We start from the raw sequence: 19,243 nt of genomic DNA, 5'->3' as shown, positions 1-19,243 counted from the left end.
GCCGATGGCGCGGGGACATCCCCGCTTTGACGGTCTGATGTTCCATTCTGCCCTCCCCTTTGACGCCCGCACCTCCCTGCAGACGACATAAGAAGCTTAGAACATTCTTATTATGAATCGAGACCTAACTGCATTGAGGTCGCAAATCTGTGCAATAAGGACGCATTACTGCAGTTTTCCGCTGATCAGACGGCCAATCGCAAAGGCGCGTTGTTCCAGAATGACCGGAGTTTCGCAAACATAGGTCAGGGCCCGCTGGCGGTCCTGGAAAATCCGGGTCGACCAGTCGATATCCTGCTCGGCTTTGTCGATTGCGTCAAAGTCAGGCGAATCGGCTGCCGAGAGCTGCTCGAACTCATGCCGCCGGGCTTTGATCTGTTCATCCAGCCCGGCCTGTTTATGGGCGTAGCGGGTGATCCCGGCCATCACCCGGTCGCGGGTGCGCTGGATATGATTGAACGTCGCGAGATAAAGCGCGGTCAGCCGGGCCGGATCGCTGCCCCCGGCGACGAATGTCTCAACCAGCGCCGCCGCCTCTTCGGGCGAGGTGCGGCGCAACGCCAGCACCGAGGCGACGCGCTGGATCTCGGGTTCAGCGGCGAGGGCGGTGATCGCGTCGTCCGGCTGAGGCCCTGCCCAGACCTGGCCAAGCGAAAGCTGCGGCTGGCGGCGCTGGATACAGGGCCAGTCGGGATCGGCCTCGCCCGCAGCCAGTGCGGAACCCGGCAGCAGCGCGATCAGCACGAGAACGCGAAGGATCATGACGCCCCTCCTTTCCGGCCGCGCCAGAGGCCCTTTGCCGGATCATACATGAAAATGGTGGCGCCGAAGAAAACCACCAGACAGCCAAGGGTGGCCGCCAGCCCCAGCGGCTCTATCTGGCCATAGAGCGCAAAGCGGATCAACTCGACCGAATGGGTGAAGGGATTCCAGGCGCAGATGTGATAGAGGAGCACGCTTGATTCCCGCATCCGCCACAGCGGGTAAAGCGCGGAAGAGGCGAAGAACATCGGGAAGATCACGAAATTCATCACGCCCGCAAAGTTCTCAAGCTGACGGATCGCCGATGAAATCAGCAGCCCCAGCGAGCCCAGCATCAGCCCGGCAAGGATCAGCGCAGGCAGCACCGTCACATAGCCGGTCCAGGGCGGGCGCCCCCCCAGAACCAGGCAATCAGCAGAAAGGCATAGGCCTGTAGAACCGCCACCAGCACCGCTGAAAACAGCTTGGCGCCCAGCAGGAACCAGCGCGGATAGGGGCTGACCAGCAGGCTGCGCATCGCCCCGGTCTCGCGGTCATAAACCATCGAAAGCGAGCTTTGCATGCCGGAAAACAACAGGATCATGCCGCAAAGCCCGGGGATCACATAGACCTCATACAGCACATAGGTGCGGTAAGGCGGCGTGATCGAGAGACCCAGAACCGAGCGGAAGCCGGCGGCAAAGATGAACAGCCAGACCAGTGGCCTGACCAGTGCTGCGAGGAACCGCTCGCGCTGACGGGTGAAGCGCAGGAATTCGCGTCTGGCGATGCCGGCAAAGGCGATGGACCAGCCTTTCATGCTGCGCGCCCCGCACCGGTCAGGTCCAGAAACCTTTCGGCAAGCGTCGTGCCTGCGGCGATCTCTGAAGCGCGCCCATCGGCCAGAACCGCACCCCTGTGCAGGATCACGACATGATCCTCCGGGGCGATTTCCTCAAAAATATGGGTGGCCCAAAGCGTCGATACGCCTTCTTCCGCAATCAGGCGGCGCACCAGTGCGACGAGCTCTGCCCGGGCCCGCAGATCAAGGCCTGCGGTCGCCTCATCGAGCAAAAGCAGTTCCGGCCGGTGCAAAAGCGCGCGCGCGACTTCGGCCCGGCGCAGCTGCCCCCCGACAGCGTCGAGACCCGGTCAGCCTCTTTGCCCGAAAGCCCGACCAGGGCGGTCACCTCGGCAATGCGGCTGCGCGCGGCGGCGCCGCCCATGCCATGCAGCGCCGCGTGATAGGCAAGGTTCTGCCTCAGCGTCAGATCACCATCAAGCGCCCGGCTCTGAAACACCACGCCAAGCCGCGCCAGCGCCTTTGACGGCTGACGTCGGGCGTCATAGCCCGCCACCCCGATCAGCCCCGAAGAGCTGTCATAAAGCCTGGTGATCAGCGAAAAGAGCGTGGTCTTGCCCGCCCCGTTCACCCCGAGCAGCGCGCAGAATTCGCCCTTCCCGACCTGGAATGACACATCGCGCAGGGCCTCTGTCGCGCCAAAGCGATGGCTGACCCCTGCGACCCTCAGCGCGCTGCCCTGGTCTGCGTTCATTCCTTGCGGCGCTCTTTCTCGGTGAAATCGGCGTTCAGTTTCACATCATACTGGCCATCGGCGCAGATCACATCATCAAGGTCAAACGAGCCATCTTCCTCGACCTCGATATTGTCGGGATCCACCTCGCAACTGACAGCGGCAAGGGCCTCGTCGATTTTTGCGATCTGTTCAGGGGTGGCCTTGTCGTGATCATCGGCGAGAGCGGGCATGGCAAAGCCGGCAATCATGGCGGCAAGCAGCAGTTTTTTCATGGGTCGTTCTCCTTTCAGCGGATGTTGAAAATGGCCTTCTGGCTTTCTCCCGAGGATCCGGGGATAGACAGCGAAAAGCTGCCGGGGGTGATGGCGATAAAGCTGATCTCGGCGGTGCCGCCCGCGTCGAATTCCAGCGAATGCACGCCCATCGGACGAATTTCGATTTTGTTGATCACGATCTCATTGATCCAGATCGCGCGAAAGAAGTCGCCGCCAGACAAAGCCAGCTCGGCAGAGCCATCGGCCACGATGTTCATCTTGTAATAGGTGCCCGATTTCAGATCGACCGGCCCGTCCGGCTGCACCGGCTTGCCGGAACCGAGCATCAGATCCGCAGCGTCACGCGGTTGGCCTTGCCCATCAGCCCGGCAAATCCGTAATCGAACTGCTGGGCAAGGCTGGCGCTGCCGGTCAGGGCCAGCGCGAGGGCGGCGGCAATGGCAATCGCTTTCATACTATCCTCCTCATTCCGTTTTAACCGCAACCACACCCCAGGGCTGTTCGCCCACCGGCACCGAAACCGTTACCTCATCGGTTGCGGTATCAATCACCGAGATGTCGTTGGAATTGCCGTTGGTGGTGTAGAGAAATTTACCATCGGGCGAGAAAGCCAGCTGCCAGACCCGTTGCCCGACCAGCAGGTAATTCGTCACTTCGAGGCTGGCGACATCCACCACCGCCACCCGGTTTGCCGGCCCAAGGGCGACATAGGCCTTGGCGCCGTCCGCGGTGACGCGCAGGCCCACCGGCTGCAATGCCTCGGGCAGGATACCGGCAACATCGAATGTGATGGTTTTGGTGATCTCATTCGTCGCAGTATCGATCACTGAAACGGTGCCGCCGATCTCGGCGGTAACAAACAGGATCTTGCCGTCCGGGGTATATTCGGCAAAGCGCGGGCGGCTGTCGACCAGTACATTGGCGACGATCTCATAACTCGTCGTGTCGATCATATGCGCCATATTGGTGGTTTCAGAAGTATTGACCACGATCTTGCCATCCGGCGAGACGCCCATCCCTTCGGGTTCCACCCCCACGGGCACTTCGGCCAGCACCTGGCGGGTCACCACATCGACCACGGTGACGATATTGTCGTCCTCATTCGCGATGAACAGCGGATTGCCCGAGGGATGCAGCACGAAAAGCTCGGGGTCGGGACCGGAGGGCAGCGAGGGCAGTTCCTCATAGGTGGCGCTGTCATAGACCCGCACCAGATTGTCATCCGAGGCGCAGACATAGATATGTTTGCCATCGGGCGAGGCGGTGATGCCGCGCGGGCGCTGCATGCCGGTGATGGTGTGGATCACCTCAAGGGATGCCGAATCCAGAACCGTGACCGTGTTGCCCTTTTCATTTGAGACGAAGATTTTGTCGGCCAGGGCCGGACCGGCAAGCAAGGCAGCCGAACAGGCAAGCGCGAGCCTGATCGCGGGCTGCGTCACGGACCGGGTCACAGATCTTCTCATCTTTGTCCTCCTCCTCATCGGTTGCATTCGGTTTCCGCGCGATCGACGCCCAGCGTGTCGAGCTGGCTGACCTGATGCAGGAATTCCTCCTGCGGGCTGACCGAGGCGACCACATTGCCCGCCACCAGCAAGACCGGCTGGCGCAATTGCCCATCCCAGTCGCGGAAGGTCAGCTTTTGCCCCTTGAACGCCGCCAGATCGAATTTGTCCGACAGGATGAAAGCGCGCATCACGTCGAAATCGCCGCCTTTGGTGCGGGTTGCGGCCTCGCCGATCACCCGGAGCGCCATCCAGACCTGATAATCCTCATCGCGCGCGGGGCGGCCGGCCAGTTTCTCGAAGCGGCTCTGAAACTGGGTCGCGCCCCAGGCCTCATGCGCCGGGCTCCAGCTTTCGGGCATCAGACCGGCCGAGCCTGCGACGGGACTGGCATCCCAGGTGTGATAGGGCAGCCAGGCGGCGAAGACGCCAGAGTGATCGGCGGCGACCAGGATATCATGCGCCGGGGCCGACTGGGTGAAAACCGGCATCTGGCGCTGTACCTGCACATGGCCCGAATCCGATCTGCGCGCGCCGCCGGTATCCTCATAGACACGGGTTTCGACGATGGTCGCACCGAATTTCTCGGCCGCCCTGCGATAGGCCGCGCCAAGCGCCTGGTCTTCCTTGTGGCTGCCCTCGATCAGGAACCAGCGATTCCAGCGTTTCCAGACCAGATATTGCGCCAGAGCATCTGTCAGCATCGCATCCGAGGGCGCGACATGCAGCAGATTTGCACGGCAGTCTTTGCCCCGCAGCGCGTCATCGGTGGAGCCGGCATTGATCACCAGCGCCTGATCGCCCGCCATATCAGCGAGCCGCACCGTCGTGGCCGCATCCGCCAGCGTTACAATATAGGGGATGCCGGCATCGAGCAGCTTTTGCATCTCTGCCTCGACCGTCTCTGGCGTGGCAAGAACCGTTTCCGTGCTGAAGCTCTGGCCAAGGAACCCGCCGGTGGTGGCATTATCCGCAGTCCCGAGGCCAGCCCCGGCGAAACCCAGATCATCGGGCGGCAAATCAAGCCGTGAGATCGGCATCGGGCCTGGCGCCACCACCCGGATCACCGCCACGCGATAATCGGTTGTCTCCTCGGCCATGGCAGCCGGTGCGGCGAGGGCCGCGACAGAAAGCAAAAGGCCGGATGCGGCCCGGGACAGATTGATCATGCCGTTCTCCCTTGCCTTACCTGGGCATGGCAGCGGCAGGTGACAAAGCAGTTTGTCTCTATAATAAAATAATAAGGTAATGATTTTAGGGCAGATAATACTTTTGGATGATTTGCCCGTATCTTAATTCAGGTCGCATCCTGCGGCAAAAGCGCGGTGCGCCGCCTGTGGGAGTATGCGGAAATGAAGAAACTGATGATTGCGATTTCGGCCTGCCTTGCCCTGCTGGCGGGCACGGCACAGGCCCATGGCCCGTCGCGGCTGAAATCCGAGCAATCGGTGCTGCTGAATGCCAGCCCGGAGGAGGTCTGGGCGGTGATCGGCTCGTTCAGCGACATGACCTGGCTGCCCTCTGTTACCTCGATCACGGCGACGGGCGCCGAAAAAGGCGCAACCCGGGTGCGGGTGCTGGACAGCGGCGTCTCGATCAATGAAGAGCTGCTGAAGATCGACCCGGCGAAATTCGCGATCTCGACCCGGCTGACCGAGGATAATCTCGACTATATCAAGGCCACCAATTACGCGCTGCATATCACCATCAAAGACGAGGGCGGCAAGGCAAGGGTCGAGCTGAAATCGGCCTTTTACCGCGCATTCCCGCAAAACGACCCGCCGGCGGATCTGAATGACGATGCGTCGACAGCCGCGGTGGAGGCGCTCGGCCAGCAGATGATCGAGGCGCTGGTGGCGCGGTTCGGCGCGGCAGGATGAGCCTGCGTCAGGCCTGCGGGGCGCCCCTGTTCGGGCGGCCTTATGCCTGGCCTGCCTTTATGCGGTGCCTGAGGCCCGTGCCGATCTGGCCGCAATCACCTCGCAAAACGCGGATGCTCTGACGCTTTTTGACACTGAAAGCCTTGAGATCCTGGCGAGCCTTCCCTTGCCCGGTAAACCCGCTGCCGTGGCAACGGATGCGGGCCGCGATCTGATCCTTGCCGTCGCGACCGATCCGACGGCGCTGCATGTCTTTGATCTGAGCGGCACCGCCCGCGCGGTCTGGCCGCTGCCCGACGGGGCTTTCGGCGTCGCGATACGACCCGAAAGCGGCACGGCCCTGGTCAGCGTCATCACCGGATTTGTGGCAGAGATCGACCCGGAAAGCGGGCGCGAGCTCAGCCGCTGGCAAACCGGGGCGATGCCCTCGGGCCTCGCGGCAGAGCCAGGGCTGATCGTGGTGGCCAATCGCGACGCGGACAGCGTGACCCTGATCAGTGACGGTGAGGCGCGCGAGGTCGCAACAGGTCATCACCCCTTTGGTGTGACACTTTATGAGGGCCGGGCTTTCGTGACCGATGTACTCTCTGATCAGGTCAGCGTCATTGATCCTGTAAGCGCCAGGGTCATTGCCCGCATCCCGACCGGCGAGCGACCCTATGCGGTGGCCTTTGCCGCCGGGAAAGGCTTTGTCAGCAATCAATATGAGGCGAGCCTGACCGTCTTTGACGCGGGTTCGTTTGAGGTGCTGACCAGCATTGCAACCGATGACTATCCGAGGGCGTCGCCGCCACGGCCGACGAAAGCCGCATCCTTGTGGCGAACTGGTTCTCGGACAGTCTGCAGGTGATCGACAGCCAGAGCCTCGAGGTGATCGCGCGGCTGGAGATGCCCGCCGGGCCGCGCGCCTTTGGCCGGTTCGTCGCGGCGAAACCCTGACAGGGTTACGGCGCCTTCAGCGCCTTGCCGTAATCGTCAACCAGCGGCACCCCGGCTTCGCGCAGGATGGCGTCGATCTCGGCCTGGTTGCGGCGGATCAGGCTGTTCAGCTCATGCTTCCAGGTCAGCTCGCCGGCGCGCACGCCATGGTGATGCGGAAAAACAGGCGCGGCGCGGCCTCTTCCTGCAACAGCGGGATCACCTTCAGCTTCGGATTGCCTTTGGCCAGCGGGCCGCCGATCGGTCCCCACAAAAGGGCACCATCCGTCACGCCATCCTCGACATCGCGCAGCATATCGCCGGCGGGGTTCTCGACGCGGCGGTCGGTCATCAGATCATAGGGTTTCGCCAGTTTCATCATGCCAAGCCGCGCGACATGCGTTGTCGCGGCGCCCCGGCAACCACCCCCAGACGCTTGCCTGCAATGCCGGATCGGTCAGCCGCGCGACCGAGGCGAGGTCGCTATCAGCGCGCACCACCAGAACATGGGTCGATGTGTAATAATGATTGGTGTTCAGCACCATCTCATCACCTCTGCGCAAAGCCGATCACCACATCGCATTTCCCGATGCTGAGCGTCTGGCGCAGAAAGCCGGTCACCTGGGGAAAACCAGGTGTATTGCAGCGGGACATCCAGTTCTTTGGCAAAGAGCTCTGCGATGCGGTTTTCAAAGCCGCTGCCATCCTTTGATGACAGCGGCACATTCGCCGGATCGGCGCAGACACGAAAGGCGTCGCGGTCCACCAGATCGGCCACCTGCGCCATGGCGGGCGCCGTCAGCCAGAGACAAAGCGTCGCCGCGAGAGCCGCGCGCATCTCAGCCCCCATGCAGGCCTTTTCGGCCTCGGCATAGGCATCGGACTTGGCCTCTTTCTTGGCGGGGCGGCCACGCGGCACAACATCGGTGCCCCTCGCGCGCAGATAGGTATAGATATCATCAAGATAGCACATCACATTCGGATTGGTTCCGAAAGCGGGCATCACCTGGTTATCGGCGGCGCCGACATTCTTGCGTCCGCTGGCGACCACCCGATGAAGTCATAATAATCCATCCGCAGGGCAGAGGCCTTCAGCGCCGGAGCATAGGTGGAGCCTTCGCCTTCCGGGCCGTGACAGACATGGCATTCCGCCTGATACCGACGATAGCCCGAGAAGGTCGGCCAGTCGACGGTTCCATCCGCCTCGATCTTATAGGTGGGGGTGTCGTCAGAGTTGAACCAGCGGATACCGTCATTGGTGACCGCTTCGACATTCGGCTCCTCGGCGAAGGCCGCGGTGGCAAAAAATGTCGCGAATGCCAGAAGCGGCATGCCAGCTTTCATCGGTTTGTCCTCCCAAGACGTTAAGAAAAGCCTAGACCGCGCGGGCCGCAGAGCAATTCAGACTTTAGTCTGACCGGCCGCTGCTCCCTGGCATTTTCGCCTCTGGGTCCGGCCCGGGCCTTGCCAAAATGAATGCGCCGCCGGAGGGGGCGGCGCAGGCTGGTTTCACAGGGAGCCGGATCAGTTCGGCAGGGCGAAGACGGTCAGCTGGCCGCCGAGCGCAGTGTAATCCGAGAGCGCCGCATAGCCGCCAACGGCGCCAAGGCCTTCGGTTGCATTGGTCAGGCCTGCTGCGAGACCGATGCCGGCCCAGCCACCAACACCCGAGAGAACGCCCACATATTGTTTGTCGCCGCTCTTATAGGTGAAGATGTTCCCGATGATGCCCGAGGGGGTTTTGAACTTGTAAAGTTCCTTGCCGGTCTCGGAGTCGACGGCTTTCAGATAACCTTCGAGCGTGCCGTAGAAGACGACATCACCCGAGGTGGCAAGCGCGCCGGACCAGACCGAGAACTGCTCGGGCAGCGACCATTTGATCTCGCCCTTCACCGCGTCCCAGGCGATGAAATTGCCCATGCCGCCATGGCTTGCCGGTGCCGGGAACATCGAGAGCGTTGCGCCGACATAGGGCTGGCCGGCGGCATAGCTGACGCGGAACGGCTCATAATCCATGCAGACGTGGTTCGTGGGCACATAGAACAGCCCGGTTTTTGGCGAATAGGCCGCAGGCTGCTGGTCTTTCGTGCCAAGCGCGGCCGGGCAGATGCCGGTCGAGTTGACATCTTCGCCATTCTGCGCGGTCGAGTATTCCGCCACGACCAGAGGCCGGCCATAGGTTTCCGACTCCTTGTTCATATCGACTTCGGTCGCCCAGTTCACCGCCGGGTCATATTTCTCAGCCACCAGCAACTCGCCGGATTCGCGGTCCATCGTATAGGCAAATCCGTTGCGGTCGAAATTGACCAGCAGCTTGCGCATGGTGCCGTCGATTTCCTTGTCGACGAGGATATTCTCGTTCACCCCGTCATAGTCCCATTCGTCATGCGGGGTTTTCTGGTAGAACCACTTAGCCATGCCGGTATCGACATCGCGGGCCATGATCGTCATCGACCATTTGTTGTCACCCGGACGCTGGCTGGGGTTCCAGGTCGAAGGGTTGCCGGTTCCATAATAGATCAGGTTCAGCTCGGGGTCATAGGTGGTCCAGCCCCAGGTGGTGCCGCCACCGATCTGCCACTGGTCACCTTCCCAGGAACTCAGCGAGCTGTCTTTGCCAATCGGCTTGCCCAGAACCATGGTTTTTTCGGGGTCGACCAGCATCTCGGCATCCGGGCCGGTCGAATAGGCGCGCCAGGCCATTTTGCCATCGGCGATATTATAGGCCGTCATATGGCCACGCACGCCATATTCACCGCCCGATATCCCGATCAGCACCTTGTCCTTGACGATCAGCGGCGTTGCGGTCGAGGTCTCGCCCTTGGCCGGATCGCCATTGACCACCGACCATTTTACTTCGCCGGTCTTTTCGTCCAGCGCGACCAGCGTGGTATCGGCCTGGCTGAGGAAGATCATGCCATCGCCATAGGCCAGACCGCGGTTGACGGTGTCACAGCACATCACGCCGATCACGTCAGAATTCTGCTGCGGGTGATAGCGCCACAGGATCTTGCCTTCATTCTTCAGATCAAGCGCATAGACGTTGTTCGGGAAGGGCGTATGGACATACATCACATCGCCGATCACCAGGGGCGCCCCTTCATGGCCGCGCAGCACCCCGGTCGAGAACGTCCAGGCCACCTGCAGGTCGCCGACATTGTCCTTGGTGATATCGCCAAGTTCGGAATAGCGCGTTCCGGCATAGTTCAGCAGCTGGGTGACCAGCTGGCCCGAATTCTTGATGCCTTCTGTCACCGAGTCATTTGCAAATGCCGGTGCTGCCACTGTTGTCAGCAAACCTGCTGCAAGTCCTAATAGCTTCGCTCTCATGGTCATCCTCCCGGAACGCGGTTTCGCTGGCACTCCCCGCTTATCCCGATCTCCTCCGGGGATATGGCGGTGGCTTCTTATATCTTTCTTATGAAGCGACCTGAGATCCGTTCTGTCAACGAGGCCGCCACTCCCCTGCGACCAAAGTATGAGCCGATATCGGCCTCTGCTGCGGTGCCGGAAATGAATGGGCCACACCCGTTCATGGATGTGGCCTTTCTGGTCAAAACGTGATGCCGAATCCGCGGTGGTTATTCGGCCGGAGCCGTCTCAGGAGCGGCTTCAGGCGCGGCCCCGGGTGCCGCCTCGCCGGCCGTCCCGGCGGCGACGCCGTCAGGATGCAGGCTGATCAGATAGGCGACCACATCGGCCCGCTCCTCAGGCTTTTTCAGCCCGGCAAAGGTCATCTTGGTCCCCGGCGCCATTTTCTTCGGGTTTTCAAGGAAGAGATCCAGCTCTTCCGGGGTCCAGATATGGCCCTCTTCTCCCATTGTGCGCATGACCGTCGAATAGGCAAATCCTTCCAGCGTGCCGGTCTTGCGGCCGACAACGTCATGCAGATTGGGCCCGGCCTTTGAGGGACCATCTGCGGCCACCGTATGGCAGGCCATGCATTTCTTAAAAGACTTCTCGCCCTTGGCCGGATCCCCTTCGGCAAATGCCGGCAGAGACAGCCAGGGCAGCAATGCCGCCATCAGAGCGGCGCGCAGGGTGACGGACATTTGGTCTCCTCCTCAGGACGATGTCAGCATGGGTCAGGCTTCGGCCAGCCGCTCCGCGTGGAAGCGAATGTGATCCTCCATCACGCTGGATACGAAGAAATAACTGTGGTCATAACTGTCAAGCAGCCGGAAGCGGAGCGGCTGACGCCGGGCCGTGGCCGCAGCGAGCAGCGCCTCGGGTTTCAGCAGATCCAGAAACTGATCGCGCGCGCCCTGGTCGATCATGACCGGCCCGGGAAAGCCCCTCTCGGCCATCAGAATGCTGGCATCATGGCGGGCCCAGCCAGCCTCATCCGGCCCGAGATAGGCGGTGAACTGCTTCCTGCCCCAGTCACTTGCGACCGGATTCGAGATCGGCGCCAGCGCCGAAACCGAGGCATAGGTCTCGGGATGTGTCATGGCGATGGTCAGCGCACCATGGCCGCCCATCGAATGGCCGGTGATGCCCTGGCGTTCGCGATCAAGCGGAAACCTGTCGAAGACCAGCGCCGGCAGCTCATGGACGATATAGTCCCACATCCGGAAATGCGCAGACCAGGGTGTTTCGGTTGCATTGACGTAAAAGCCGGCACCCTGGCCCAGATCATAGGCTTCGTCATTGGCAACCCCCGGGCCGCGCGGGCTGGTATCGGGGAAGATCAGCGCGATACCGGCATCGGCGGCCCATTTCTGCGCCCCGGCCTTGGTCATGGCATTCTCATGGGTGCAGGTCAGACCCGAGAGAAACCACAGCACCGGCACTTTCCGGATACGGGCAGCCGGGGGCAGGTAGACGGCAAAGGTCATCTCACAGCCGCAGACATCCGAGCCATGCGCATAAACGCCCTGCACGCCGGCAAAAGCGGCGTTCTCTGAAATGGTCTTCATGCTGCTCTGTCTCCGCCCCTTTCCTTTTATCTGCAACATTCCCGCCAAAAGCCGTCGCCCCCGAAAGGGCGGGCGGTCTTTGGCAGGTTGTCCTTAATAGACCACGACCGCCCGGATCGACTTGCCCTCATGCATCAGATCGAAACCATGGTTGATCTCTTCCAGCTTCAGCTGATGGGTGATCATCGGGTCGATCTCGATCTTGCCATCCATGTACCAGTCGACGAATTTCGGCACATCCCGCCGGCCTTTCGCGCCGCCGAAGGCAGTGCCTTTCCAGACCCGCCCCGTCACCAGCTGGAACGGCCGGGTCGAGATCTCGGCCCCGGCCGGCGCCACGCCGATGATCACCGACACACCCCAGCCGCGATGCGAGCATTCCAGCGCGTCGCGCATCACTTTGACATTGCCGGTCGCATCAAACGAGTAATCGACACCGCCGAGATGATCCGCGCCGCGCTTCGTCAGATTGACGATCTCCTGCACCACGCTGCCCTCGATTTTTGACGGATTCACGAAATGCGTCATGCCGAATTTGCGCGCCATTTCCTCTTTATCGTCATTCAGATCGACGCCGATGATCATATCGGCCCCGGCCATCCTGAGGCCCTGGATCACGTTCAGCCCGATACCGCCAAGGCCAAACACCGCTGCGGTCGAGCCGATCTCGACGCCTGCGGTATTGATCACCGCGCCGATACCGGTGGTCACGCCGCAGCCGATATAGCAGATCTTGTCGAACGGCGCGTCATCGCGGACCTTGGCCAGCGCGATCTCCGGCATCACCGTATGGTTCGCAAAGGTCGAGCAGCCCATGTAATGATAGACCGGCGTGCCATCGAGCAGCGAAAACCGCGTGGTGCCATCGGGCATCAGCCCCTGGCCCTGGGTATTGCGGATCGCGGTGCAGAGATTGGTCTTGCCCGAGAGGCAGGAATAGCATTCCCGGCATTCCGGCGTGTAAAGCGGGATCACATGATCGCCGGGCTTCAGCGTCGTCACGCCCTCGCCGACCTCGATCACGATCCCGGCCCCCTCATGGCCGAGGATACAGGGGAAGATCCCCTCCGGATCCGCGCCGGAACGGGTGAATTCGTCGGTATGGCAAAGCCCCGTGGCCTTGATCTCCACCAGAACCTCGCCCCGCTTCGGGCCTTCAAGGTTCACTTCCATGATTTCAAGCGGTTTGCCTGCAGCAAGAGCGACGGCGGCACGGGTACGCATGGGTCAGGTCCTTAACATGCTGTCTTTGTGACGCCATGCCGCCGGACGGGTCCGGGGCATGGCGGGGTTTCGGGCTGAGATCCCCGGTCCGGAAAGCGTGTTCCATTGCTCCGGACAGGAGGGTCCCGCTCAGGCGGGAAGAGCGCCGGATTTCTTCGCGGCATGGGTGGCGATCGCGTCCATCAGCGGCGGCGACAGCGCGTCATAGGGTTCCAGCCCGAGTTCGCGCAGCCGGCCCCGGATGCCGTCCATCCGCGACGGATCCACACCGGATTCGATCACCGAGGAAACAAAGGCCGCGAATTGCGGTTCTGACCAGCCCGACTGATCCGAAAGCTCGGTATGCACGAAATCGAGACCGTAGAACGGGTGTTCCTTATTCTCGATCCGGCCATACATATGCGTGCCGCAGCCGGTGCAGGCGTGGCGCTGGATCGGCGCGGCCGCATTGACGATCTTCAGCTTGCCCTCATTGGCGGTGACGCTGACCGCGTCGCGCCCGACAACCGCGATCTGTGCGAAGACCGAACCATCGGGTTTCCAGCATTTGGTGCAGCCGCAGACATGGTTATGCGCGGTCTGCGCTGAGACCTTCACCTCGACCCGGTCGCTGGCACAATTGCAATGCAGGGTGCCGCCGCCGAAGCCGGCAGATCCCTTTTTCACGCCGCCATCCACCGCAGGATGGATTTTCACATTCTCATAGGTCACGATATGTTCCTCCCCGGCCACAGCGGCCTTGTTATCTGCACTATTGAACGCGGCCCGGCTGGCGACAATTCAGCCAAAGGTGTGAGGCGGGGTCGCAGAAGCCGGTGGTTGTGGCGGCCGGCCATAGATCTGCGAGTCGAGCCGGGCGAGCCTTTCCGGCGCAGCGCCTGCCTCGCCCAGCAGGCGGCGCAGGGTCAGAAGATCGCCTTTGCGCCAGGCCTGCCAGCGCCGGATCAGCGCCAGCGGCGCGTAGCGCGCCCGGAGCCGGCGCAGCGCCTGACCGCTCCGATCCGGGCGCAGCCGCCAGGCGGCAAGGCCAGAGCCCAGGGCAAGGCCAAGCGCCACCATAGCAGCCAGCGCCAGCGCCTGTCCGGTCCCGATCTGCCCGCGCGGCACCTGGCCGGTGTAGAAACTGGCATAGCCGATGGTGAGCGCGGGAATTTCGACCGTCTCGATCCGGCGCGACCGGGTGTTGAACCAGGGGATCTTCACCGGTTCCAGCACGCCCGGCTCGCCGGTATGGGGGCGGAATTGCCAGGACCAGATCACCTCGGTCTCGGGCCCGGTCTCGGTGCGGATCAGTTCACGCCTTGTCGGGGCGGCAAAGGTGATCAGCCAGTTTTCTGACACGACGGGCCGGGGCGGGATCTGTTCGGGCAGCGCATCAACCACCCGCAGCCGGATCACCCGGGTCACGGTCTCTCCATCGGCAAGATGCGCGGGGTCAGTGGACAGCTCTTCGGTCAGGTCAATCTCTGACGCTGCGAAATGCCAGCCTTTCAGCGCCGGGAACTCTCCCACCGAGAGCATCAGCGGCGGCGCCACGACCAGTGCATCCTCACGCTGGCTTTGCTTGTTGATGATGGTCAGCTGATGGCGCACCGGGCCGAATTGCAAAGGCCCCGCCCGCTTTGGCCAGAGCGCCAGCCTGCGCTCCATCACGATCTTCGGCAGGCCGTCGATACGCTCCTCATGCCAGTCATCGGGATGGGTCTGGATCCAGTCGAACGCCGTGCTGGGGGTGATCTCCAGCTTTTCATTGGCGATCTTGTAGTCGTAAACAGCGCGGATGATGACCGGGATCATCTCTCCCACCACCGGTTGCGGGCCGTTGCCATCGCGCAGGATGGACAGCTTCAGACCGGCCTCGGCGCCTGCCGCGAGGGGGAGCACCAGCAGCGCGAGGATCAGGGTCAGCAGCCTTACCATGGGTCCCCCTGATCCGGCGCGGTCAGCCCCATCGAGAGGCGCCGCAGATGTTCGGCCTCGAGCCGCAGGCGCAGAAATTCGCCGGGATCATCCTGGATGCTTTCAAGCCAGGTGCCATCCGCGACCCGGCCACCGGCATCCAGCGGTTTCCCAAGTCGCTTGATCTCGTCAAAGGGAACGCCGGTCGGGCTGGCAATCACCTTCGCGGCGATCCGCCCGGCGGCATTGGCCTCGCCCAGATGTGGCGGCACCAGCGCATTGACGGCATTGCGGTTTTCGCGCGCGATACTGTCGGCGGGATTGGCGAAAAGGACGGCATCGAAATAGGCGAGTGACAGCGGCAGATCGCCGGTCATCGCGAGCGACAGGCCCCGGTTATAGGTCGAGACCCGGCCCGCCGCGCGAAAGGCGTCATCCGCCGCCTGGTATTCCCCTGCCTGATACAGCGCCACACCCCGGATCGCAGGATCTTCGAGCAGGGGGGCGGCGAAAGCAGGCAGACCCGCGAGGATCAGAAGCTTTGCCAGCGGCGCCTTGCCCGCCAGCACGAGGGCCAGAAGCCCGGACAGGAGAAGGGCGAGCCGCATCAGCGCCACCTCAGGAACAGCGGGAACAGGCATGCCAGTGCCAGCACCAGCAGCCATGGCCCGAGATCGCGCATCCCGGCGCCGGCGACATCTTCGCGCGCCAGTTTCGCGCTGCGGGCGCGGGTGATCGCGGTGGAAAGACCCGAGATATCCGCAAATGCATAGCTCTGACCGCCACCCGCCCGGGCAATGGCTGCAAGGCCCGCCGCATCCTGAGCCGGAGCGGCAGCGGCAGGGGTCAGGGCCAGCCCCCAGACCCTGGCGCCATCGCTGGCGAGGCGCGCGGCCTCCTCGGTGGCGCGCGGGCCGCTGCCACCGCCATCGGTGACAAGCACCAGATCGACACCGCCCGGCAGGCTGTGCCCCTCTCCATCCGCCGTCGAAAACAGATCGCGCGCCATGGCCAGCGCGATATCGGGACGGCTGCCGGCAATCGGCGCGGTTTCGCGGTCTAAAACACCGATCAGGCTGAGGAGGGTATCGCTGTCGGTGGTGGGCGCCGAGGCAAGCCAGGCATCGGCGGTGTAAAGCATCATCCCAACAGGGCGCGCCGCCGCCGCGGTGATCAGCCCGGCTGCGGCCGCCTGGAGGTCTGACAGGCTTCGCGCCTCTGAGACCACCGAGGGCGAGAGGTCCAGCATCAGAACCAGCGGATCCAGCGCGCGCAATTCGGTTCTGCCGGCCTGGGGCACCGCAGGGCCCGACAGCGCCAGGGCCGTCGCCCCGGCAGCAATGAAGGGCAAGAGCATGACCCGGGTTCCGGCACTGTTGCGCAGCCAGCCCAGGTGCAGGAGCACCGGGATCAGCGCCGGATCGGTGACAGCCGTCCAGGCCCCGTGCCGGTTGCGCCGCAGCGCGAAGACTGCCAGCGCAAGCACCGGGATCAGAGCCAGCAGCCAGGCGGGCCGCAACAGCAGAAAGCCGCTCATCCCCATCGCCTCCAGCCAGCGACGAGCGTAAGGAACAGCGCCAGCGCGGCGGGCCAGGTCCAGACCGGATGCGGCACTTCGACCGGCGGGCGCTTTGTGGGGTTGGGCTCCAGCCGGTCAAGCGCCCCGGCCATCGCCTGCAGATCGGCGGTCGTGCGCACGCGGAAGGTCTCGCCGCCGGCCTCTTGCGCAATGGCGCGCAGCATCGCCACATCCACCGCGTCGCGGGCGGCGGGCCGGGTCTCCAGATCCTCGGGTCCAAGGGCGACGGTGTGGATCCGCACCCCGACCTTTGCCGCAAGGCCGGCGACAAGGCGGGCATCTGTGCGGTCCCCCGTCTCGCGCCCGTCCGAGAGCAGCACGATCACCCTGGCATCCGAGGCCTCGGCAAGGCTGCGTTTGAGCGCAAGGCCCAGCCCTTCGGAAATCGCGGTCGAGCGCCCGGTCAGCCCGATCTCTGCCTCATCCAGCGCCCGGCTGACCGCTTTCAGATCATAGGTAAGGGGGGCTGCGACATAGGCGCGGTCGGCAAAGACCACGAGGCCAATCCGGTCGCCGCTGCGCGCCGCGATGAAAGATTTCGCCACCTGTTTCACCGCCTCAAGCCGGGTGACCGTGGCGCCGTCCAGGGCAAAATCGGGCGTCGCCATACTGCCCGACATATCCAGCGCGATCATCATATCGCGGCCAGAGGCGCTTTGATCGGGCATCAGCACAACCCGTTCCGGCCCGGCCAGCGCAAGGCAGAGGCTGGCCCAGATCAGCGCCAGCAGCAAAAACGACCGGCGATGGTCCGGTGCCTCGGCCGGGCGGGCAACAGCGGCGATGCCTTCGGGCAGTTCCATCACCTGACCACCGCCGCTTTGCACCGGCAAGAGCCGCGCCAGCAGCGGCAAGGGCAGCAACAATAGGGCGAGTGGCGTGGCGAATGTGATCACGGGGCGGCCCGCCGCCTGCGTTGCCGGATCAGCGCCTCCAGTCGGCCAGGATCGGCGCCTTTGCGGGAATAGAGGTCCTGGCGCAGATCCTCGGGGATCGGGCGTCCCGTTGCGGTTGCAATCCGGGCGAGGGCAAGGCTGCGTTCCGCCTCGGGCAGAGCCGCCGCCGCGGCGAGCCTCGCGCGCATGCGTGGCACTGCCGGGCGGCGGCGCAGCAAGGGCATGGCCAGCGTCAGGATCAGCGCGGCGAGGATCAGGCCCAGGCCAAAACCCGCCAGCAAATCCCCCGCGCCAGGGGCGGCAAAGGCCTCAGGCAGACGCGGCGGATGCAGGCTGTGCAGCAGATCGTCATTCATGGCGATGATCCGGCAGTGGAAATCCGGCGCACGGCCTGGCCCGGCACCTGGTAGCGCGCGGCCCGCGCATCCCGTTCCGCCGGCAGCGGATCAAGGCGCAGATGTCCGGACTCACCGGCCTGGGTGATACAGGGCATTGCCATGGCCGGCGGCGCGGTCTCTGCCGCGTCTTCGATCAGCAAAAGCTGCAACGGGCCGCGCGCGCGCAAGGTGGCAAGGGCGGCGTCAAACCCCTCACCCGGAAGATCCAGGCCGGTTGCAAGCAGGATGCCGGCGCCGCGAGGCACCTGGCGGGCCAGTTGCGCGAGCGCGGGGGCCAGCGCCAGGCTTTCCCTTTGCTCTGGCCGGCCCTCTCCAGCGCTGCGGCATGGGCATCGGCGAGGCATGCCGCCACCCCTGCCATGCCGCGATGCCGCGGGCGGGGCAGCCGGATCTGGGGCCCGTCATCGGTCAGCACGGCTGCCCGACCGCGCCACCCGCCAGAATAGCCTTCCACCCGGCCAGCATCAGCGCCTCTGCTGCCGCGACCGAGCGCAGCCGGCCCCGGGTTCCCCAGAGCATCGGACGCCGGAAATCCGCAAGCAGCATCAGATTATACTCGCGATCCTCATGAAAGCTGCGCAGCTGCGGCGCACCGGTTCTTGCAGTGGCGGCGGCATCGATATGGCGCGGATCGTCGCCCTCGGCAAAGGGCGCAATTCGCGGATTTCATGGCCATTGCCCCGGCGGCGGGTGGCGGTATTGCCCGGCCGTTCGGCGAGGCTCACCGCATCGCGCAGCTCTTTCGCGGCCAGCGGTTCCAGCGCCATCAGCCGTCCGGCGCTGAGCCCTGCGGGATCGGCAGCAGCGCTGGCGCGGGGGGATCACCACGGACGAACATGGGCCAGCAACCGCTCGACAAGGTCCCGGGGGCCAAGGCCTTCGGACACCGCCCGCCAGCTGGGGATCAGCCGGTGCGAAAGCGTATCTGCCGCCAGCGCATCGACATCTTCCGGCAGCGCGTTGTCGCGCCCCAGCAGCGCCGCCCGCGCCCGCGCGCCTGCCGCCAGTGCCAGCGTGCCGCGCGGCGAGACCGCATGTTCGATCAGCCCCTCCAGCGGGCCCCCCGCTGTTTCCCGCGTCGCCACCACCAGCCGGACGATGAAATCCTTCAGCGCCGGTGCAAGGAAGATGTCTGCGACAGCCGCCCGCGCGGCGCGAATCGTTTCGCCGTCCAGCTTTTCGGCAGGCGGCGGCGGCGCTTCTCTGGCCTCGCTCTCGACGAGATCAAGGATGGCGCGTTCGGTGGTGGCATCGGGCAATCCGAGGTTCAGATGCAGCAGGAAGCGGTCAAGCTGCGCCTCGGGGAGCGGGAAGGTGCCCTCGTGCTCGATCGAATTCTGCGTGGCGACCACCATGAATGTATCCGGCAGGCGGCGGGTGACCCCCGCTGTCGTCACCTGGCCCTCGCCCATGGCCTCCAGCAGCGCCGATTGGGCCTTGGGGGGGGCGCGGTTGATCTCATCCACCAGCA

The 19,243-nt window shown here is 63.8% G+C and carries 20 protein-coding genes and 5 pseudogenes; 2 read left to right on the top strand and 23 right to left on the bottom strand.

What is annotated here, in order from left to right; translation table 11 throughout:
• Positions 1-165: 165 nt before the first annotated feature.
• The 7 genes and pseudogenes from QNO18_RS22345 to QNO18_RS22315 form a co-directional block, all read right to left on the bottom strand.
• Positions 166-762, bottom strand: a complete 597-nt coding sequence (locus QNO18_RS22345) for a hypothetical protein (protein ID WP_283179695.1) — start codon at positions 760-762, stop codon at positions 166-168.
• A pseudogene (locus tag QNO18_RS22340) lies at positions 759-1,561 on the bottom strand (ABC transporter permease). Before QNO18_RS22340 ends, QNO18_RS22345 begins: the two are co-directional and overlap by 4 nt.
• Positions 1,558-2,297: pseudogene (locus QNO18_RS22335) on the bottom strand (ATP-binding cassette domain-containing protein). Before QNO18_RS22335 ends, QNO18_RS22340 begins: the two co-directional pseudogenes overlap by 4 nt.
• Complete coding sequence (locus tag QNO18_RS22330) at positions 2,294-2,551, bottom strand: hypothetical protein (protein WP_092903694.1); 258 nt, start codon at positions 2,549-2,551, stop codon at positions 2,294-2,296. The pseudogene QNO18_RS22335 and the gene QNO18_RS22330 overlap by 4 nt, the downstream one beginning before the upstream one ends.
• A gap of 14 nt (positions 2,552-2,565) precedes the next feature.
• Positions 2,566-3,008: pseudogene (locus tag QNO18_RS22325) on the bottom strand (hypothetical protein).
• A 10-nt stretch (positions 3,009-3,018) separates the two neighbouring features.
• Entirely contained in the window at positions 3,019-4,020 is a 1,002-nt protein-coding gene (locus tag QNO18_RS22320) for a PQQ-dependent catabolism-associated beta-propeller protein (RefSeq protein WP_283179694.1), read from the bottom strand.
• A gap of 14 nt (positions 4,021-4,034) precedes the next feature.
• Positions 4,035-5,159, bottom strand: coding sequence for an ABC transporter substrate-binding protein (locus QNO18_RS22315; protein WP_283179804.1), 1,125 nt, complete (start codon positions 5,157-5,159; stop codon positions 4,035-4,037).
• Positions 5,160-5,411: 252 nt separating this feature from the next.
• On the opposite strand from QNO18_RS22315, the gene QNO18_RS22310 reads away from it, so the two are divergent.
• Together QNO18_RS22310 and QNO18_RS22305 are read left to right on the top strand one after the other, a co-directional pair.
• Entirely contained in the window at positions 5,412-5,939 is a 528-nt protein-coding gene (locus QNO18_RS22310) for an SRPBCC family protein (RefSeq protein WP_283179693.1), read from the top strand.
• 64 nt (positions 5,940-6,003) lie between these two features.
• On the top strand, positions 6,004-6,789 hold the full coding sequence (locus QNO18_RS22305) for a hypothetical protein (protein ID WP_283179692.1): 786 nt from the start codon (positions 6,004-6,006) through the stop codon (positions 6,787-6,789).
• 94 nt (positions 6,790-6,883) lie between these two features.
• On the opposite strand, the pseudogene QNO18_RS22300 reads toward QNO18_RS22305, so the two are convergent.
• The 16 genes and pseudogenes from QNO18_RS22300 to QNO18_RS22225 form a co-directional block, all read right to left on the bottom strand.
• Positions 6,884-7,695, bottom strand: a pseudogene (locus QNO18_RS22300) (substrate-binding domain-containing protein).
• A gap of 6 nt (positions 7,696-7,701) precedes the next feature.
• Positions 7,702-8,201, bottom strand: a pseudogene (locus QNO18_RS22295) (c-type cytochrome, methanol metabolism-related); the annotation flags it as partial.
• A 180-nt stretch (positions 8,202-8,381) separates the two neighbouring features.
• On the bottom strand, positions 8,382-10,187 hold the full coding sequence (locus QNO18_RS22290) for a methanol/ethanol family PQQ-dependent dehydrogenase (protein WP_283179691.1): 1,806 nt from the start codon (positions 10,185-10,187) through the stop codon (positions 8,382-8,384).
• A gap of 251 nt (positions 10,188-10,438) precedes the next feature.
• Positions 10,439-10,909 carry a cytochrome c family protein gene (locus QNO18_RS22285; protein ID WP_283179690.1) on the bottom strand — a complete coding sequence of 157 codons (471 nt, stop codon included), beginning with the start codon at positions 10,907-10,909 and terminating at the stop codon, positions 10,439-10,441.
• A 33-nt stretch (positions 10,910-10,942) separates the two neighbouring features.
• Positions 10,943-11,815, bottom strand: coding sequence for an S-formylglutathione hydrolase (gene fghA / locus QNO18_RS22280; protein WP_283179689.1), 873 nt, complete (start codon positions 11,813-11,815; stop codon positions 10,943-10,945).
• Positions 11,816-11,869: 54 nt separating this feature from the next.
• A complete protein-coding gene (locus QNO18_RS22275; protein WP_092895544.1) occupies positions 11,870-13,000 on the bottom strand; it encodes an S-(hydroxymethyl)glutathione dehydrogenase/class III alcohol dehydrogenase in 1,131 nt (376 codons plus the stop codon).
• 129 nt (positions 13,001-13,129) lie between these two features.
• On the bottom strand, positions 13,130-13,711 hold the full coding sequence (gene gfa, locus QNO18_RS22270; RefSeq protein WP_283179688.1) for an S-(hydroxymethyl)glutathione synthase: 582 nt from the start codon (positions 13,709-13,711) through the stop codon (positions 13,130-13,132).
• A 69-nt stretch (positions 13,712-13,780) separates the two neighbouring features.
• The gene (locus QNO18_RS22265; protein WP_283179687.1) at positions 13,781-14,920 is read right to left on the bottom strand and encodes a hypothetical protein; all 1,140 of its coding nucleotides are present in this window, start codon (positions 14,918-14,920) and stop codon (positions 13,781-13,783) included.
• Positions 14,914-15,507, bottom strand: coding sequence for a hypothetical protein (locus tag QNO18_RS22260; protein ID WP_283179686.1), 594 nt, complete (start codon positions 15,505-15,507; stop codon positions 14,914-14,916). The genes QNO18_RS22265 and QNO18_RS22260 overlap by 7 nt, the downstream gene beginning before the upstream one ends.
• Positions 15,507-16,436 carry a VWA domain-containing protein gene (locus QNO18_RS22255; protein WP_283179685.1) on the bottom strand — a complete coding sequence of 310 codons (930 nt, stop codon included), beginning with the start codon at positions 16,434-16,436 and terminating at the stop codon, positions 15,507-15,509. The genes QNO18_RS22260 and QNO18_RS22255 overlap by 1 nt, the downstream gene beginning before the upstream one ends.
• Positions 16,433-17,374 (bottom strand): VWA domain-containing protein, encoded by a 942-nt coding sequence (locus QNO18_RS22250; RefSeq protein ID WP_283179684.1) that lies wholly within the window; start codon positions 17,372-17,374, stop codon positions 16,433-16,435. The genes QNO18_RS22255 and QNO18_RS22250 overlap by 4 nt, the downstream gene beginning before the upstream one ends.
• Positions 17,371-17,730 carry a hypothetical protein gene (locus QNO18_RS22245; RefSeq protein ID WP_283179683.1) on the bottom strand — a complete coding sequence of 120 codons (360 nt, stop codon included), beginning with the start codon at positions 17,728-17,730 and terminating at the stop codon, positions 17,371-17,373. Before QNO18_RS22245 ends, QNO18_RS22250 begins: the two co-directional genes overlap by 4 nt.
• Positions 17,727-18,116, bottom strand: coding sequence for a hypothetical protein (locus QNO18_RS22240; RefSeq protein WP_283179682.1), 390 nt, complete (start codon positions 18,114-18,116; stop codon positions 17,727-17,729). Before QNO18_RS22240 ends, QNO18_RS22245 begins: the two co-directional genes overlap by 4 nt.
• Before the next feature lie 64 nt (positions 18,117-18,180).
• Complete coding sequence (locus QNO18_RS22235; protein ID WP_283179803.1) at positions 18,181-18,393, bottom strand: DUF58 domain-containing protein; 213 nt, start codon at positions 18,391-18,393, stop codon at positions 18,181-18,183.
• A complete protein-coding gene (locus tag QNO18_RS22230) occupies positions 18,318-18,539 on the bottom strand; it encodes a hypothetical protein (RefSeq protein WP_283179681.1) in 222 nt (73 codons plus the stop codon). The genes QNO18_RS22235 and QNO18_RS22230 overlap by 76 nt, the downstream gene beginning before the upstream one ends.
• Before the next feature lie 54 nt (positions 18,540-18,593).
• On the bottom strand, positions 18,594-19,243 hold a 650-nt coding region (locus QNO18_RS22225; RefSeq protein ID WP_283179680.1), incomplete at its 5' end, for a MoxR family ATPase.

Source organism: Gemmobacter sp. 24YEA27 (assembly GCF_030052995.1).
Taxonomy (GTDB): domain Bacteria; phylum Pseudomonadota; class Alphaproteobacteria; order Rhodobacterales; family Rhodobacteraceae; genus Pseudogemmobacter.
The sequence above is the reverse complement of the archived record's forward strand: the minus strand, read 5'-3'. Positions and strand labels throughout refer to the sequence as shown.

Bases quoted from the DNA above. Each gene is read 5' to 3' on its own strand.
- QNO18_RS22255 (WP_283179685.1), bottom strand. From the start codon at position 16,436: ATGAGCGGCTTTCTGCTGTTGCGGCCCGCCTGGCTGCTGGCTCTGATC.
- QNO18_RS22265 (WP_283179687.1), bottom strand. From the start codon at position 14,920: ATGGTAAGGCTGCTGACCCTGATCCTCGCGCTGCTGGTGCTCCCCCTC.
- QNO18_RS22315 (WP_283179804.1), bottom strand. From the start codon at position 5,159: ATGGCCGAGGAGACAACCGATTATCGCGTGGCGGTGATCCGGGTGGTG.
- QNO18_RS22330 (WP_092903694.1), bottom strand. From the start codon at position 2,551: ATGAAAAAACTGCTGCTTGCCGCCATGATTGCCGGCTTTGCCATGCCC.
- QNO18_RS22275 (WP_092895544.1), bottom strand. From the start codon at position 13,000: ATGCGTACCCGTGCCGCCGTCGCTCTTGCTGCAGGCAAACCGCTTGAA.
- QNO18_RS22285 (WP_283179690.1), bottom strand. From the start codon at position 10,909: ATGTCCGTCACCCTGCGCGCCGCTCTGATGGCGGCATTGCTGCCCTGG.
- QNO18_RS22240 (WP_283179682.1), bottom strand. From the start codon at position 18,116: ATGCCTCGCCGATGCCCATGCCGCAGCGCTGGAGAGGGCCGGCCAGAG.
- QNO18_RS22260 (WP_283179686.1), bottom strand. From the start codon at position 15,507: ATGCGGCTCGCCCTTCTCCTGTCCGGGCTTCTGGCCCTCGTGCTGGCG.
- QNO18_RS22230 (WP_283179681.1), bottom strand. From the start codon at position 18,539: ATGGCGCTGGAACCGCTGGCCGCGAAAGAGCTGCGCGATGCGGTGAGC.
- QNO18_RS22245 (WP_283179683.1), bottom strand. From the start codon at position 17,730: ATGAATGACGATCTGCTGCACAGCCTGCATCCGCCGCGTCTGCCTGAG.
- QNO18_RS22290 (WP_283179691.1), bottom strand. From the start codon at position 10,187: ATGAGAGCGAAGCTATTAGGACTTGCAGCAGGTTTGCTGACAACAGTG.
- QNO18_RS22310 (WP_283179693.1), top strand. From the start codon at position 5,412: ATGAAGAAACTGATGATTGCGATTTCGGCCTGCCTTGCCCTGCTGGCG.
- QNO18_RS22320 (WP_283179694.1), bottom strand. From the start codon at position 4,020: ATGAGAAGATCTGTGACCCGGTCCGTGACGCAGCCCGCGATCAGGCTC.
- QNO18_RS22345 (WP_283179695.1), bottom strand. From the start codon at position 762: ATGATCCTTCGCGTTCTCGTGCTGATCGCGCTGCTGCCGGGTTCCGCA.
- fghA (WP_283179689.1), bottom strand. From the start codon at position 11,815: ATGTTGCAGATAAAAGGAAAGGGGCGGAGACAGAGCAGCATGAAGACC.